This window comes from Pseudomonas sp. NPDC077451, assembly GCF_044543345.1.
Taxonomy (GTDB): Bacteria; Pseudomonadota; Gammaproteobacteria; order Pseudomonadales; family Pseudomonadaceae; genus Stutzerimonas.
Genome location: NZ_JBITVX010000014.1, coordinates 68,592 through 85,164, shown reverse-complemented (window position 1 = coordinate 85,164; position 16,573 = coordinate 68,592). Strand labels below are relative to the sequence as shown.

The 16,573-nt window shown below is 54.6% G+C and carries 15 protein-coding genes; 4 read left to right on the top strand and 11 right to left on the bottom strand.

Translation table 11 applies throughout. The annotated features are described in order from the left end of the window. The first annotated feature begins 92 nt into the window (after positions 1-92). Positions 93-1,466 carry a heavy metal sensor histidine kinase gene (locus tag ACIGHL_RS18880; RefSeq protein WP_045423051.1) on the top strand — a complete coding sequence of 458 codons (1,374 nt, stop codon included), beginning with the start codon at positions 93-95 and terminating at the stop codon, positions 1,464-1,466. A gap of 107 nt (positions 1,467-1,573) precedes the next feature. After that, positions 1,574-3,241 (top strand): hypothetical protein, encoded by a 1,668-nt coding sequence (locus ACIGHL_RS18875; RefSeq protein ID WP_045423053.1) that lies wholly within the window; start codon positions 1,574-1,576, stop codon positions 3,239-3,241. Between the two features lie 63 nt (positions 3,242-3,304). On the opposite strand, the gene flgB is transcribed toward ACIGHL_RS18875, so the two are convergent. Together flgB and ACIGHL_RS18865 are read right to left on the bottom strand one after the other, a co-directional pair. Next, positions 3,305-3,718, bottom strand: a complete 414-nt coding sequence (flgB, locus tag ACIGHL_RS18870; RefSeq protein ID WP_045423055.1) for a flagellar basal body rod protein FlgB — start codon at positions 3,716-3,718, stop codon at positions 3,305-3,307. Between the two features lie 147 nt (positions 3,719-3,865). Continuing rightward, a complete protein-coding gene (locus ACIGHL_RS18865) occupies positions 3,866-4,225 on the bottom strand; it encodes a co-regulatory protein PtrA N-terminal domain-containing protein (protein ID WP_026006590.1) in 360 nt (119 codons plus the stop codon). 397 nt (positions 4,226-4,622) lie between these two features. On the opposite strand from ACIGHL_RS18865, the gene ACIGHL_RS18860 reads away from it, so the two are divergent. Next, entirely contained in the window at positions 4,623-6,383 is a 1,761-nt protein-coding gene (locus ACIGHL_RS18860) for a glycoside hydrolase family 15 protein (protein ID WP_045431454.1), read from the top strand. Between the two features lie 51 nt (positions 6,384-6,434). On the opposite strand, the gene ACIGHL_RS18855 is transcribed toward ACIGHL_RS18860, so the two are convergent. The 8 genes from ACIGHL_RS18855 to ACIGHL_RS18820 all read right to left on the bottom strand — a co-directional run bounded on the left by ACIGHL_RS18855 (position 6,435) and on the right by ACIGHL_RS18820 (position 14,740). Next, a complete protein-coding gene (locus ACIGHL_RS18855; protein ID WP_017245520.1) occupies positions 6,435-7,433 on the bottom strand; it encodes an SDR family oxidoreductase in 999 nt (332 codons plus the stop codon). 33 nt (positions 7,434-7,466) lie between these two features. Continuing rightward, the gene (locus tag ACIGHL_RS18850; protein WP_241509097.1) at positions 7,467-8,927 is read right to left on the bottom strand and encodes a vitamin K epoxide reductase family protein; all 1,461 of its coding nucleotides are present in this window, start codon (positions 8,925-8,927) and stop codon (positions 7,467-7,469) included. A 230-nt stretch (positions 8,928-9,157) separates the two neighbouring features. After that, on the bottom strand, positions 9,158-9,487 hold the full coding sequence (locus ACIGHL_RS18845; RefSeq protein ID WP_017245518.1) for a four-helix bundle copper-binding protein: 330 nt from the start codon (positions 9,485-9,487) through the stop codon (positions 9,158-9,160). A gap of 469 nt (positions 9,488-9,956) precedes the next feature. Continuing rightward, entirely contained in the window at positions 9,957-10,772 is an 816-nt protein-coding gene (locus ACIGHL_RS18840; protein ID WP_017245517.1) for a c-type cytochrome, read from the bottom strand. A 9-nt stretch (positions 10,773-10,781) separates the two neighbouring features. Then, positions 10,782-11,780, bottom strand: a complete 999-nt coding sequence (locus ACIGHL_RS18835) for a copper resistance protein B (protein WP_037000667.1) — start codon at positions 11,778-11,780, stop codon at positions 10,782-10,784. After that, positions 11,770-12,072 carry a hypothetical protein gene (locus ACIGHL_RS18830; RefSeq protein ID WP_014822233.1) on the bottom strand — a complete coding sequence of 101 codons (303 nt, stop codon included), beginning with the start codon at positions 12,070-12,072 and terminating at the stop codon, positions 11,770-11,772. The genes ACIGHL_RS18835 and ACIGHL_RS18830 overlap by 11 nt, the downstream gene beginning before the upstream one ends. Before the next feature lie 12 nt (positions 12,073-12,084). After that, entirely contained in the window at positions 12,085-13,926 is a 1,842-nt protein-coding gene (locus ACIGHL_RS18825) for a copper resistance system multicopper oxidase (RefSeq protein WP_045423062.1), read from the bottom strand. A 604-nt stretch (positions 13,927-14,530) separates the two neighbouring features. After that, positions 14,531-14,740 (bottom strand): co-regulatory protein PtrA N-terminal domain-containing protein, encoded by a 210-nt coding sequence (locus ACIGHL_RS18820; RefSeq protein ID WP_023444727.1) that lies wholly within the window; start codon positions 14,738-14,740, stop codon positions 14,531-14,533. Between the two features lie 418 nt (positions 14,741-15,158). Here ACIGHL_RS18820 and ACIGHL_RS18815 point away from each other — a divergent pair, with 418 nt between their 5' ends. Next, complete coding sequence (locus ACIGHL_RS18815; protein ID WP_014822231.1) at positions 15,159-15,839, top strand: heavy metal response regulator transcription factor; 681 nt, start codon at positions 15,159-15,161, stop codon at positions 15,837-15,839. A 170-nt stretch (positions 15,840-16,009) separates the two neighbouring features. Here ACIGHL_RS18815 and ACIGHL_RS18810 read toward each other — a convergent pair whose 3' ends face one another. After that, the gene (locus tag ACIGHL_RS18810) at positions 16,010-16,372 is read right to left on the bottom strand and encodes a histone-like nucleoid-structuring protein, MvaT/MvaU family (protein WP_014822230.1); all 363 of its coding nucleotides are present in this window, start codon (positions 16,370-16,372) and stop codon (positions 16,010-16,012) included. Positions 16,373-16,573: the final 201 nt, after the last annotated feature.

Below are 16,573 nucleotides of genomic sequence, written 5' to 3'. Positions count from 1 at the left end.
AGTGCGAGCAACTATGATCGAAGCAGGTCGGGCACCTTTTCTGGGTGCCCACCTGCTTTTTTGTGCGTGATGGCCTAACCAGGACCGTACTGATGGGAAAAGTGTCACTGACGAGCAGAATGGCGATAGCTTTCATGTTCGTGGTTACGGTTGTGCTGTTGGCCGCCGCAATCAGCTTCAATTATTTTTGCCAGCTCCATTTCGAACGCAAAGACGCACAGGTGCTGAATGAAAAGGCTGCTGCAGTAGAGCGTATGCTACGCGGCAGTTCAGAATTCGGGCCTGAGACCGCTTCAAGGATCGATGCTGTTATTGAGCACTCCTTTGGCTTCGCAACTGCGGTTGTAGTAGACGGTAAGACGGTTTACTCCCATCACAATCTGTCTGAGAGCTTGCTACCTCTTGTCACGGACATCCAAGAGGAACGCTGGACGGTAAGTTTCGGTGGCCACCAGTACAGCGGCATCACTAGAAAAGTAAACCGGTGGGTAGAAGGGCAGGACACTGTTATCTATTTGGCATTGGATGTAACGCACCGAATCCACTTCTTCGATATGATTCAGCAGTGGTTTGCTTATACGCTTGTCGTTAGTGCACTTCTGAGTGGCGCGTTAGGTGTTGTTCTGATCAGGAAGGGTTTAAAACCGATTGATGAGCTCTCTAAGACCTCTTCTACAGTAACTGCCAATTGTTTGGATACCAGAATTCCAACCGAATCAGTGCCAGGCGAGCTTCATGAACTCGTAGACAACTTCAATGAAATGCTCTCGCGCTTGGATGACTCTTTCATCAGGTTGTCAGGTTTCTCAGCGGACATCGCGCATGAGCTAAGAACGCCGCTGAACAGCATGCTGACCCAAATGGAGGTCGCGCTCTTGCGCGACCGCGAAAATACCGACTACAAGGATATCTTGTATTCCGCCCTCGAAGAACTTAGGCGCATGTCAAAGATGGTCGATGACATGCTGTTCCTCGCCAAAGCGGACAACGGGAAGATTACGCCCAGTGCCGAAGGGACCAGCATGGCTGAGATTACCACGAGTGTCATCGAATACTACGAGCTCGCAGCCGAGGACAAGAAGGTCGAAATCACGCTTTCAGGCGATGGGTCGGTACATGGCGATAAATCAATGCTAAGAAGGGCCATCTCAAACATAGTTTCGAACGCAGTTCGGTATGCAGAGGAAGGAAGCATTATCAGCGTTGAAATAAGCCAGAGTGGTAACTCGGTTTCGACAGCTATAACCAACCGCGGTATTACTATTCCGGCCGAGCTTCACACTCGAATATTCGACAGGTTCTACAGGGTGGATACCGCAAGGCGCGAAGGTACTACCCTGAATGCGGGCCTCGGCATGGCTATCACACGGTCGATTGTTGATGCCCACAAAGGGCGCATCGCTTGCGAATCAGCTGAGGGGCACACGACTTTCACACTGACGCTTCCAAGGCTGATGTCTAGTTAACGGCGCATTGGCCGACAACGGCCCTGACCTAAGCTTATCGCAAATGCCCTGCTGAACCGAAAGAGGCCAAGGCTTTCGAAACTGTATGTTTGGTTCTGGAGGTTCCCGTGCAAGCGACCTCATCAACAAAATGCGGTTCGACAGTCGCAGCGCTTAACGAAGCGTGCTTCTGCGTAAGCCTAGATCAAGCTGCGCTCGTAAACGTATTGGCTGAACAGCTTGGGGATTCAGAGCTGTCAGATCTGTTGAAGTCACGTTGCCCCCATGTGTTTGCTGCGCGACCGGTCTTTGTATCGCCTTCGCGGCTGCGCCAGGTTAGTGAGGTTATTCAGGCCATCGAGCAGACCGTGAGCTCGCCCGGTTGGCGTGAGCATGCTCTGAATTCTGCACCTCCTATTGCACGACACGATCCTCGGGGCGCGTGGGGCGTCTTCTTTGGCTACGATTTTCATCTGTCTGAGGACAAGCTTGGGCTTATCGAAATAAACACAAATGCCGGCGGAGCGATGCTAAACGTATTGCTCGCCCGCGCTCAGCGCAGTTGTTGCAGCGGCGTAGTCGGGCTATCGCCGGGGCAGGAAGGGCCCGGAGGCTTCGAGCAGTCGATACTGCATATGTTCGCCCAGGAATGGTCTGCAAGCGGCGAGAAACGACCGCTCACGCGCGTGGTGATCTTGGATGAAAGCCCACAAGCCCAATACCTGTATCCGGAGTTTCTTCTTTTTCAGCGGTTATTCGAGTCAGCAGGAATCGACTGCATAATCGCAGACCCAGCCGATCTGGCCTTTCACAACGATTGCCTCTTGGTCGACGGAAAGCCTGTGGATCTCGTCTACAACCGACTCACCGATTTCTATCTGGAGGGCGACAATTGCAGCGCGCTGCGCAGCGCTTATTTAGCGGATATTGTGACGGTAACCCCACACCCTCGGGCCTATGCCCTTTACGCCGACAAACGCAGGTTGGTTGATCTAACCAACTCAAGTTTTTTGGAAGAGATTGGCGTCGATCAGCAAGTCCGAGCCGTGTTGGCCCAATACGTCCCGCTTACTGTCCCGGTCGAGCATCGCAATGCGGAGCAACTCTGGGAGAGACGCCGCAGCCTCTTTTTCAAGCCTGTTAGCGGTTTTGGTAGTCGCGGGGCATACCGAGGAGACAAGCTCACCAAGCGTGTGTGGGAAGAAATCGTTGGCGGAAACTACGTGGCCCAGTCCCTCTTGGCTCCTGGCGAGCGTAGAACTATCGCTGACCCTCAGGTACGACCAATGAAGTTTGACCTGCGCGCATACGCTTATGCTGGCAAGGTGCAGTGGAACGCTGCCAGGGTCTACCAAGGCCAGACAACCAACTTCCGAACAGAGGGGGGCGGTTTTGCTCCTGTGTTTACCTTAGGTGAGGAAGAGGAGCGAACCGGTTCCACAGAGCAGCGGTCGCACGCCTCGTTCACGTTCTTGCTTGACGAAACCGGCGCCGTAGATGAACTGCCGCACCCACAATATCTGGCGTTGGTTCGAGCTGAAAAGGCTACCTCAACGCTTGCCGGTAAACGTTTCCGATTGGCCGACTGGTATGTGGCAATAGAAGATGGCCGTCCTTCCAAAGTCATCCGAGAGTGGTACGGGTGGGTAGCGTTCGACGCAGCTGGTGGTTACCACCCTGAACGCGGTTCGCCGAAAAACGACGAGTCGGATAGTGATGACAATATAGATTCAACCGCTCTACCGACACGGGAAGAACACGATCGAATTGAGGAATTGTTGTTTAAAAGCGAGTGAGAGCCTGTCTCGCACAGCCCAGAGGTTCCTTCCGGGGCGCAGAGCCAAAGGAAGATTGCCTTCTCACTCACCTTTCAGGGCCATCATTAAACCCTTGAAAGCGCCGTTCAGCCGAGTAAATGCAGCCTGGAAACGAATCGAATTTTCCGCATATTTTGCTTGTTCAACCTGAACGTCGACTGTGTTCTGATCAAGTGATGGTTGATTGGGAACCCTGTAAAGTAGGGCCGCATCGCTAAGAGTAACCTCCAAGCCACCAGTATTCATATGGTTCTGGTTAGTTTTGGCCGGTGAAAACTCAGCGTTCATTGCCTGCTTGTTTTGAGCGGCAAGCACCGAGGCAAAATTCACATCCCTGGCTTTGAAATTGGGTGTATCAGCATTGGCTATATTGTTGCTCAGCACCTCTGCCCTTTTGGCAGTGTAGAGGAGCGCTTTTTCTGGCCCGCCTAGAGCCTTTTCGAAACTAATCCTCATCAACGATCCTATCAAGTTTGAAAAAAACAGTGCTGATCAGAATTACGTCGATCAGCCTGTAGGATTTACTCCCGACCTGGCACTTGGTCGGGCGGTGCAAAGCCAGAGAGCGTCCGTAATCGTAATGGCTGGAAGAGTAGCGATTTATTACGGATGACACTCCCTATTAGCCGTCATCAGCTTATGTTCGCGAATCATTTGTTTTAGTACATCGTCTACCAATTTGTCGTGCTTCTCCATCCAAGCCAAATGCTCCTCGGTAGAGACGTCTGGCCCTGGATGATCTTTATGGAGCTGGCTCATCATTTCTTCGAGCATTCCCATATGTTCTTTCATATGCACTTGGCGCTCGCAGACTGGCGCTTTCTCTGCTTGAACCAAAACCGCTTCAGCTTTATCGCGCAGTTGCTGAAGGCGCTCGAGAGTGCGGTCGCTTCCTCCTTCAGCCCAAGCTATGGGAGACAGCATCATCGATCCGACAAGGTAAAAAGGTATCAACAATTTCATAAAGGTGATCTCCGTATTAAAGATTCGGCCGCTGCTACTGAGCCTGTTTCGATGGGCTAGGACCATACTTATGCCGCCTCTCAGACCATCTATTTCTGCAAATTAGTTCATATACCCTGTCATGAAGCTGAGCTAGTGATTACATTTTTGTAAGCATTTGGCTTTTCGACCGAGCGAACCGCGCACCCGGCATAAGCTGTCCATCATTAGGGTTAATAAAGCAGGCTTACCTCGGGTTGCTCTTCATGTCAGCTCCGAGGTATTTATAAACTCAACGCGAGCCTGCCGCTTTGAAGCAGCAGTCTAGACTGGCCTTTGAATCGCCTGTAAGCGCACCGACATGAAGAGAACTATGAGAATTGATCAGCAGCTGACAGCTGGAAAGGCAGAATATCCAATGATCGCTTCGCTGGCGGCCGTCGGTGATGGTCGCTCCATGGCATTGGTCGGCCCAGATGGCAACGTGGAATGGTTCTGTCCCCGGTGCTTCGATGGCACACCGCTGATTTGGCCGCTGCTCGATCGCGATCGTGGTGGGCGCCTGCAGCTGTCGACACCGGGTGACCTCAAAACGCATTATCTGGACGATTCTGCAGTATTGGAGTTCGAGGTGCACAGCGCGTCCGGGTCCGCCCGTGTCACGCTTTGTATGGAGTGGCCTGGATCAGACGATCAGCAAAGCTTGCTTTGGCAGGTAGACGGACTAGCTGGCCGTTGTGAGTTCACGCTGATGTTTGAGCCCCGTCCAGATTTCGGAAGCGTAGCCGGTGAGGCAAGCCTTTCGGCCGAAGGTTTAATCTATTCGTATCAGCGGCAACAGCTATTGCTTCAAGCGGACTGCGCACTGTATCCAGACGGTGAAGGCTGGCAGGGAGTCCTCTCAGTAGATGCAGGAGGGAGTGCCGGAATTTGTCTAAGCGTTTCCTTAGAGCAAGATGCCCCACCCGTTCCTGTATCGATTGAATCAGTGCCAGCTCGGATTGCGGCGACGTTGAAAGCGTGGCGTGACTGGTGTGCAGCGCTGGATTGCCCCGCTAGTTATCGGGCCGACGTCGTGCGTAGCGCTATCACTCTTAAGTTGCTGACATACGAACCCAGCGGGGCGGTTGTAGCTGCTGGAACGACATCCCTACCTGAACGCTTGGGCGGCGAGCGTAACTGGGATTATCGGTATACCTGGTTCCGAGACGCGGGGCTGACACTTGGTGCTCTCTTCGGCCTCGGTTGTCGAGATGAGGCACATCGTTGGGCCCAGTGGATGCAGCGAACCATTGAGCAGCATGGGACGCCGCTGGCCGTGCTATACGATGTAAACGGTGCTGCGCCGCCGCCAGAACGTAATATCGAAGGGGTTGAAGGCTATCGCGGCTCGCGGCCGGTGCGTGTAGGTAACGCTGCCGACGGCCAGTTTCAGCTGGATGTTTATGGCGAGTTGCTGGAGTGCGTGAGCATCTGCGATAGCATGGGTGACGATGCGATGCGGGCGCACTGGCCTCATATGCGCGCCGCTGCTGATTTCATTGCCGCGCACTGGCAGGAGCCTGACCAAAGCATTTGGGAGATGCGCAGCGCGCCGCGCCACTATGTGCACTCCAAGGTTATGGCGTGGGCCGGCCTACAGCGTGCGCTTTGGCTGAAGCGCCGCCATGACCTAGATGGAGATGAGGAAAGCTGGGTCAATCAGGCCGAGGCTCTACGTCAGTTAGTCCTGCGTCGTGGTGTCAGCGCCGACGGCAGCCATTTCATCCGGGCCTTCGATGACGATAGGCTTGACGCCAGCCTTCTGCTGTTAGCACGTGTTGGTTTCATCGAAGGCAGCGACGAGCGTTTCATCAATACGGTCGATGCGATCCGTAAACAACTGGACGAAGGCGGCGTCGCGCTACGGCGCTACCCTGCTGAAATTTCGGATGGGCTACAGGGCCGAGAAGGCGCCTTCTTCATATGCAGCTTTTGGCTCGTCGAGGCATTAGTGCAAACCGGCCGGCCTCGAGAGGCAAAGGAATTTTTCGAACAGCTGCTGCAACGCAAGGGTGAGCACGGCCTGTTCGCTGAGGAGTTCGACACCCGAAGCGGCCAGCATCTAGGCAACATACCGCAGGCCTTTTCTCATGTGGGTTTGATCAATGCCGCACTGAGCCTCGGTTCTTTTGATTAACGTGCCCGCGTTCAACGGGCGCTTTTGCCTGATCCAATTGATGCGACCCGGCTAGCTGGCAATAGCAACAACTACCGCTACGCCAAACACCATTACCAACGCCAAGGCACCCGCAGCCAGCTTGCCCACGGTTTCGGAGCTTAGGCCCAGTGCCTTTCCTTTTGTCTGGTCGCCGAAGCGCCCTTCGAGGCGATGCAGCCCAACTACCGGCTGGAACAAGTTGTCCGGCTGTTCATCGCTAGCCGGTTCGTCGGTCATCTGCCCGTTCCAGGCCTGCTTGGCCATCATCCGATCAAGCAGGCCGGGCATGAACATATTGCCAATGATGGCCTGGAACGAGGCGCGCCCCAGCCAAAGTTCGCGGGGTGCGTCGGTCGCTGCACGGAGGATGGCGCGCGCGGCGACCTCTGGCGTATGGATAGGAGGGACTGGCTGCGGACGCTTTTGCATCTTGTTGCGCGACCAGTCGAACTGCGGCGTGTTGTGTGCCGGCAGCTGCACCATGGTCAGCCGTACGCGGCTGTTGGTATGGATCAGCTCGCAGCGCAGCGAGTCGGTAAACCCGCGGATGGCGAACTTGGCGGCGCAGTAGGCCGATTGCAAGGGAATCGCGCGATAGGAGAGGGCCGAGCCCACCTGGACGATGGTGCCTCGGTTGCGCGACTCCATATAGCGCAGCGCTGCCAGCGTGCCGTGAACGAAACCGAGATAGGTCACCTCGGTCACCCGCTTGTATTCCGCCGCGCTGGTTTTGTTGACCGGGCCGAACACCGTAGCCATCGCGGCGTTGACCCATATCTCGATCGGACCCAGCTCCGCCTCGATACGCTCGGCTGCCTTATCGACCGCCTCGGCGTCGGCCACATCCGCTGAAATCGCCAGCGTCATGGTGCCCTTTTCCTCCAGTTCAGCACGGGTATCGGCTAACCCCTCTTCGCCGCGGGCGATCACTGCGATGCGAAAGCCAGCTTGCGCGAACGCATGAGCTGTCGCTCTTCCTATGCCTGCGGTCCCGCCACAAATCACGGCGGTTTTTGCGCGGTCGGTCATGTTCGACTCCTGTGCTGGTTGGATTGCATTGGCTTAGCGCAACAGCGCGTTCCAGCCGGCATAACGGTGGTTAATCACCCCCTTCGGAAGGCTCAGCACTATTACCAGCAGACCAGCGATCAGGCTGCCGATCGTGGCGGCGAATCCTGCCCCGTCTAGGAACGAGGGCGCGGCGATCAACCAGGCGCCGATGGGAAGATTCAGAAACCGCAGCGGGCGAGCTACTTCTGCAAAGGCCAGCACCGAGACGGTGATCAGCAGCGAGCCCATCAGATGATCGCTGTTGGCCATGGCACCCTCGGTGCCGAAGATCAACCGGGTCGACATCAGCCAGACGCCTAGAATGCACAGCAGCGCGAGCCCCCAGGGCAGGTTTACTCCGCGAAGGCCTTTGAGGGTCATTGAGGAGAGGCTGCCGTCGAACTCCGGCGTGTTGTCCTCGCGGGCGCCTTCCATTGCATCGCCCATGAAAAAGGTCTTCCAGAACGGCTTGCCGCGACGTCGCGCGTCTTTCAGAAACTGCCCCATGGCGACCAGCTCATCCAGTGCGTAAGGCATCATCACCAGCATGGCCAAGGCCTGAACCAGGCACAGCGTGCACCAGGTGTCGATGAAAATCGGCTGGGCGATGATGAAGAAGATACTCACCGCGCCAAGGGGCACGACCACCACGCCGAACGCTGCGACCATCCACGGCATGGTGCGCCAGCGCCGGGCATCGCCCATAACCGCCATGAGCAGCTCGATCATATAGGCCATCACACCGATCCCTGCATCGGATACCGGCCAGGCGCGCGACATGTCCGAGGTAATGATGGTCTCGGTGCCGTTAGGTTCGGTGCCGAAAAAGGGATCCCAGGCGTTCGAGGTATGGCCAAGCTGATAAGCGGCCAGATAACGCGCGAGCAGAATGCCGATCACGGCGAGGATGGCTATTGGCAGGCGTTGCAGCCAAGTCGAAGGGTTGTAATCCCAGCCCGGCGGCACTGCAGCCTTTTGCATCATGCCCTGCATGCTCATGCCGGGCATCATCGGCACCAGAGTAGAGAAGGCGATCACCAGCCCACCGACCAGCAAGGCATTGCCGTAGCTCGCCGGGGATGGAGTCCAGAACAGCAGCGGCGCGAACATCAACCACAATCCCATGACCGTGTTGGCCCATTGCGCCCAGCTAATCCGTTTGAGCGAGAGGATGGCGAACAACACGATCAACGCGCCGCTGATGACGTCGTTCCAGGTCATCAGCAACGCGCGGGTGGCGACTTCAGGCAAATTACGTTCGGCTGCCAGGCGTGGCAGATCAAGGTCACCCGGCGCTACGTTCATGTAGCCGAAGATGAAGGGCGCACTCAGCACCCAAAAGCCGAGCAATACATTGACGAAGTGGCACCACAGCGTCGCGAGATGGCGTCGCTCCATCATCTGCATATGCGCATCCATACCCATATCGGACGACGTGGCGCCTTGGCGTAGATATTCTCCTTGATGCTCCATAGATCTAGTCCCCAGCACTGTAGTATCGGTTACTTTGCGGCAAGAGAAAAAAGCGTTACGGTGTTGCGACCGCGCGCAGGTTTGGGTGAGCTAGGCCAGCGGATATCTAGGCTTTTCTGCTAGCAAGTCAGCTGGCTGAGCTTCTGCACATGCTGGGATATAACGGTCAATCCGGCGAAGCGGCTCTGGCAACGAGATATGAGCTTTGCCAGAGCAGCAAGTCGAGATTGTTACGCAGCCATGCGCTCGCATTCTTCAGCGCACTTCATGCACGCTTTGGCACACTCTTGGCAGTGATCCATCTGATGTTTCGCGCATTCCTCACCGCATGCGCGGCAGATCTTGGCGCAAAGGGCACAGAACTCCTTGGCGTACTCACTTTCACGGCTCATCAGTGTGGCGGCCAACCTACAAATGTCTGCGCAGTCACGGTCCAACTCGATGCAGCGAGCCATCATTTTTACGTCATCCTCACGCAGGCAAGCAGAGGCGCACGTTTCGCACACTAGGGCACAGTTCGAACAAGCTTGGATACAGGAAGCGAACATTGAGTTTGTCATTGCGTTCTCCAGGGTTCGATAGTGGTATGTCGTCGGTGCCTACTAGCCAAATACCTCATAAGCGTATTAGCAGGCACTGAATTACGACACGCTCCTACCGAGCCCGTTTCGACCAACTTCATTACAATGCTGTAAGGTGCGCAACGGTACCGAATATGATGTATGCGGCGACAGTTGGAGACGATGAGCCAAACTTCCGATGGCTTAGCCGGCTTCGCTAGTCTGTTCTAGATAACCGGTGGGGTATGGGGAGCTCCCGGTCGCCACGACTGGGAGCATCCAATGGGGAACGGCCGGAGCGAAAGCCCTTAACTATGAGAGTCACTAGACCTGCGGCCTAATGGTTGTGAAAAGCCCTCCGGTACCGTTGCGTCGAATTAGGATGGCCTAAGACCGACCCCCTTTGCTTGTGCCGAGGCGTCTTTCTAAGAGCCTGGTCAGAACCGCTTAGGTACAGACATACCGGATGTTAGTGGTCGTGTTGCTTCCCGTCTGCGTGTACATGGTTTTTTGAAGGAGATTTGCCTTCCGCATCGGCGTTGTCACCGCCATTGCCATTGCTGTGTTTAACCGCCTGGGGCTCCTCTGACGCATGATGGTCATCGCTTTCATTATTACCATGGTGACCAAAGTTTGATTGGCCGGCTGCATCACTTGAGCTGCTAGAGCCATGGTGATCCGAGTCGCCACTGTCGCCCTGATGGTGGTCGTCCAAGGCCACCTCACCATGTTGTTGACCGTGCCCAGCTGGGGTCTCCCCACCACCATGCTGGTGACCACCGCTAGACGCAACGAGTGCTCGATACGCTCCTTCATCTAACTCAGGAAGCTTCTGCAGAAAAGCCACCATTCCCCAGATGTACGGGTCAGCCATGCTTTTACCCCACGCAGGCATCCCAGTGGCCTTGATGCCATGCTTGATGACCCAAAATGTTTTTGCTGGGTCACCGTATAGCCCCGCTTCAGCCAGGCTGGGTGGTGCGGGATAAAGGCCATTGCTTAGCTCGGTCTCAGCCATGCCTGGCGCCAAATGACAACCCACACACATCGAGTCGTAGTTCCCCGCCCCGGCGCGGATTTGGTCTTCATCGTCGAGAGATGGCACGACTATGTCTTCGGAACGAACCTCAATCGAGCGATTGCGAGCAGTTTCCAGGAATGCGTGCACGACTCCCGTATGAGGATCATCCGCGGCAACGCTAATCAGTCCTGAGAAAACAACTCCGGCCACTACCAACAGGCCCAGAGCACAGAAGGCAGCGAAGCTAATAATTATTCTTTTCATCGAAGGTCCTTAAAACCAAAGCCTGATGCCAGCAACGAACCGCGCCTCATCTAGGTCTTCGCCCTCATCTCTCGCCATATCAGCGGTATTACCGTATGCCCGGCTCCACGTGACGCCGATGTACGGTGCGAACTCACGAACGATTTCGTATCGGAGGCGGAGCCCCACCTCTGTATTTGCTAGACCAGCGCCCACTCCGCGTGCAGGATCGTCCTTGCCATAGAAATTGAGCTCGGCAGTCGGTTGGAGGATGAGCCGGTTAGTTAGGAGAATGTCGTACTCGCCTTCAAAACGTGCTGCTGTCTGTCCACCTTCACCGACGAAGGCGGTGGCTTCCGCCTCAAACCCATACAGCGCCATCCCCTGGACGCCTAAAGCCGCCCACGTCTGCGGCGACTCGGGCTTAAAGTCCTGGCGAACACCTGCTACTACATCCCACCAGGGACTGATTGCACGCCCGTAAAGCGCCTGAATTTCCGCGTCTTCAGTAACGCCATTCGTTCGCTCACCTTCCGAGCGAAACCAGAACCGATTGATATCGCCACCAACCCAGGCAGTAGCTTCCCAACTGAGGGTGCTACCTTCATTTGCGTCCTGGTACTCAAGTTGATCTAGCAGAAGGAACCAGGCCAGATACTTGTCATGGACCGTATGACCTTGAAGACCAGGGAAAGCCGCTTCTCTATCCGCATCGGTCAATACTGGAATGAACGAGGGATGAACCATGCCGGGCATTTCGAGCGTATCGTCATGCTTCATTTGGCCATGGTTCATCTTGCTATGGTCCATCGCACCATGACCCATTGCAGAATGGTCCATTTGCCCACCGGAGCCATGATTCATTGCCGCGGGCTTGGCAGAAGATGCAGGGGCTTGAGCTGCCGGAATAGGAGGGGTTTGATGCATCGAGTGATCCATCATCTCGGCGGCGTTGGCTATCCGTCCAGCCGCTGCGCTCAACGAAACTCCGAGCGCAATAAGAGCAAAGCGAGAAGATCTAGTGGTCATGGTGCGAATCCACCTCAGTACCAGTAGCCTTCGGGTCATGATCCATCTTGCCATGGTCCATTTCACCATGGTCCATCGAGCCATGACCCATGTCGCCGTGGTCCATTTCTGAGTTAGAGGAGCCTTGTGTCTGAGATGCCGGCTTGTTGCCTGAATTTTGCGACGAAGCCGATGGTTGCTTGTGCTGATCATGCGTTTGCTCTGCAAACGCAGCTGATATATTCATTACGCCCAGCAGACTGAACATTAACGCGCTGCCGATAAGAGTTTTACGCTTCATAAAATTTCCCATATAAAGTTCCTCTTACTCGTCCACTCGGACTTCACGAAACATGCCCATTTCCATGTGAAGCAGTAGGTGACAGTGATAAGCCCAACGCCCGAGTGCATCGGCTGTCACGCGGTAGCTGCGCTTCGAACCTGGAGGCATGTCGATCGTGTGCTTGCGAACCATGAACTTTCCATTCTCATCCTCAAGATCGCTCCACATACCATGCAGATGAATCGGATGGGTCATCATGGTGTCGTTGACCAAAGTGATGCGTACCCGCTCGCCATATTTGAGCCGCAGGGGCTCCGAATCAGAGAACTCTATGCCGTCAAATGACCAGGAGAACTTCTCCATGTGGCCGGTGAGATGGAGTTCGATCGTCCGACTGGGCTCACGGCCGTCCGGATCGGGGAAAGTGCTTCTCAAGTCGCCATAGGTCAGGACTCGGCGGCCGTTGTCTCGTAAGCCAATACCGGGATCGTTCAGCCTATGAGTTGGGCTCATGGTCTGCATGTCCACCAGTGGGTTATTGGACTCTGAGGGCGGGTGCGATTGCATACCTGCGCTCATCCCAGCCATTCCAGAGTGGTCCATCCCGGACATCCCACCCATTTTGCTGTGATCCATGCCGGCCATTGCGCCTATGTCGCCCATCCCTTGCATGTCACCGTGGTTCATGCCGGACATGTTGCTATGGTCCATCGCGCCCATGTCGCCGCCATGGTCCATGCCCGCCATACCGCCCATGCTGCCGTGATCCATCCCCATGTCGTCCATGGTGATTAGTGGTCGAGGATCGGTTTCTGGAACAGGAGCGCTCAGCCCTTCGGCAACCGCTAGCGTGCCACGGGCGTATCCTGTGCGATCCATCGATTGGGCGAAGATCGTGTAAGCCTCCTCGGTCGCAGGCTCGACAATCACATCGTAGGTTTCTGCCACGGCAATGCGGAATTCGTCGACGCTAACTGGGTTGACGTATTGGCCATCGGCTGCGACTACAGTCATCTTCAGCCCTGGAATGCGGACATCGAAATAGCTCATGGCCGAGCCATTGATGAACCGCAGGCGAAGCTTCTCGCCGGGCTTAAAGATACCGGTCCAGTTCCCGTCTGGTGCTTGGCCGTTCATTAGATAGGTATAGGTGTAACCGCTTACGTCGGCGAGGTCGGTGGGACTCATCTTCATCTGAGCCCACATTTTCCGATTCGCAATCGTAGCGGCCCAGCCGTCTTCGCTCACGTCGTTAATGAAGTCTCCGACGGTGCGCTTGTGGAAGTTGTAATAATCTGACTGCTTCTTGAGCTTAGAAAGGATTCGAGCGGGATCCTCATCGGTCCAATCGGTCAGCATGACGACATAGTCGCGGTCATAGCTGAACGGTTCGGGATCCTTAGCATCAATGACCAACGGGCCATAGACACCAACCTGCTCTTGTAGGCCTGAATGACTGTGGTACCAATAAGTACCGTTTTGTTTAACCTGAAACTTATATACATACATGCCATCGGGAGCGATGCCGTGGAAGCTCAATCCAGGCACGCCATCCATGTTGGCCGGCAGGATCATGCCGTGCCAGTGAATCGATGTATCTTCGCTCAGCTTATTCCTGACGCGCAGCGTGACGGTATCCCCTTCACGCCAACGTAGAAGCGGCCCTGGGATGGTCCCATTGATAGTCATCGCTGTCCGGGCCGCGCCGGTGATATTGACCGGCGTCTCCCCAATCAGCAGATCGAACTCCGTGCCGGTTAGTACGCTGGGCTGGCCTGGGCTACTCACTGCCCAGACCGGAGCTCGCCACAAGCCAAGACCGCCAAGGAGGCCTGCGGCAGTCAAGCCTTTAACAAAGGTTCGCCTAGAGGTTTTACGTTGCATGTGTACGTTCCAATCAAGCTAAGGAGCCAAGCCGAAACCAGCCTTTAGGGTTGGTGTTGCCAGCGTTAATCGATCTTAGAAGCTCGCGCACGGTCTGTCTTATCAAGCGACTCGCCATTATTCGTAAATATGGCATGCCGAAGAAAAACGCGTAATTACATTTTTGTAAGCTTAAAGCGCCCCGAAAACGTCTGCGATCAGAGTTCCGGTCACTTTAGCTGGCTTTACTTAAACCGCGGGCTGGATAAGAGCCGCTAAAAAGGTCCGGCCATAATCTAGCAGTTCATTAGCAGTTTGTTGCTCATTCACTGCTTTTCAGCGGATCTTTCCAGGCTGTGCGGGCAATTTAGAAGGCCTCATGAGATTGGATAATTATCAAATCTTAGCCGCTCAAGAGGGTTGTAACCTACTAGCCAGTATAAACTTGGTCTGCTCGGTGCGAAGATATTAGGTTAGGTTTTTGACGAGCCATGGTTCGAAGTAGCTATAACGGCTTCGCCGGTTCTACAAACATTTCTGCCTATACCAGCACCGTGGCAGCTATAACATCGCAGAAGCTGCCACAGTTAAGAGCTGCGCAGTCAAATCTGCGTACGGTTTCGCTTCAGCAATTAGCATGAGCGTGCTTCGCTGAAGTTTCCTTCGCGGCTAGCTCCTGGGCTTGGTCGTTCTGGTCAGCCTGATAACTAGCGATCGCTACTTGGCGAGCCTGCTCCATACGAGCAAAGGTACGATCACCACCACCTTCTGCCATTGCATAGGAAGAGCTTGCTGCGATGGCGAGCAGTACAGAAAGGGATTTGAAAAGTTTCATTACTTTTTACCTTTGTTTACGAAGATACGGGAGACCCAGCGCAGCTCCATTAACAGAGGCTTGGGCTTGTGTGTAAGCTAACCGAGTGTCCCTGTCAGAAACCTGATCGAAACATTACGGTTTCGTCAGTAACGCAGAAGAAGTGAGTACAAGCGAAAGCGCAGGTTGCGTGTATGGCATCTTTACCTGCTGTAAATAGGTTCTGTTCCAGCATGCAAAAAAAAAAGGCGCCATCAAGGCGCCAATAGGCCAAAGGAGCATGGAAATGGCCAAAAAGCAGAGTGTGGGGGCAACTGCTGGTGTAGACGTTAACGCTAGAAGCTGTCAGACAGATGATGCGAGCATTACGTTTCTGTAAGGTACTGGATGCAAGGACCGACAACCGCCACACTGTTCTAAATGCTTGCAGGAGTACCTTATGAAGCTTCTTGTTGCTGAAGACGAGCCGAAAACAGGCACCTACCTACAGCAGGGGCTCACGGAGGCCGGCTTCACTGTCGATCGAGTAGAGAACGGGACTGATGCTGCTCAGCATGCGCTTCACGGGGAATACGACCTGCTCATCTTAGATGTGATGATGCCTGGCTTGGATGGGTGGCAGGTTTTAAAGAATGTCCGCGCTGCCGGTAATGACGTTCCAGTGCTATTCCTTACCGCCCGAGACGGGGTTCAGGATCGAGTAAAGGGATTGGAGTTGGGCGCTGATGATTATCTCATCAAGCCGTTTGCTTTCTCCGAACTGCTTGCCAGGATACGCACGCTGCTTCGCCGCGGCAGCCATGCTCCCAACCAAACGATACTCAAGCTCCTCGACCTTGAGATGGACTTGCTGAGACGACGGGTTACGCGATCGGGGAAACGCATAGACCTAACTGCAAAGGAATTCGCACTTCTTGAGCTATTGCTTAGGCGTCGCGGGGAAGTGCTCTCAAAGTCACTTATCGCCTCCCAAGTATGGGACATGAACTTCGATAGCGATACCAATGTAATCGAGGTGGCGGTACGCCGGTTAAGGGCAAAGATTGATGATGAGTTCGAGCCGAAGCTGATACAAACTGCTCGCGGAATGGGCTATCTGATCGAGGCGCCAGGCTTTTAAAAATCACGCTATTTAGCGATTTGCGATATGGCCAATATAACTAGCGGGCCACCTCTGCTAATCCGTGGCGTACTGCTTTGTGCTGCTCGGCGGATCGGCCAATGCATATTCATGCGTAACTTAAGAGGCCTTAATTAGACCTCTTATTGAAACCAGAGGGATCTAAGCTATCACTGGATCCAGCTTTCGACCTCATCCGTTCCATATTCTGCTTTCCAGCCTTTCAGGACCTTGTGATTGCCACCTTTGGTCGCAACTATTTCACCGCTGTGAGGGTTCTTGTATGTCTTGACCTGACGAGCACGGCGTGGTGTCGGGCCTTGCTGAACCGGAGCGCGACGAGTCCCAAACTGCGGGTCAAGAATATTGATCAAGCTAGGTAGAGTAATGCTGTATTCACCCATCAGCGAGCGAAGCTTATCTTCAAATTCCATATCCTTTTTAAGGCTCTTGTCGTTTCTCATGGCCTCAAGTTCGGCCATTTGCGACTTCAATTGCTCTTCCAGTTTACGGTACTCTGCCAGTCGGGACATTTATCATTACCTCTAAGGTCAGTGTTTAGACATTTTGGTCCATATGATATCAATACTTTCAACTTCAAGCATGGCGAGACGAAATTCGGTGGGATGTTTGCGTACCCCGAGGCTGCGGGAGGAATGAAGGAGGTCCGCAGGTCTAAGCCCGAGCTCCTGAGTGACCAGCAAATCGCCATGACATGGGTCGGTATGTGTACA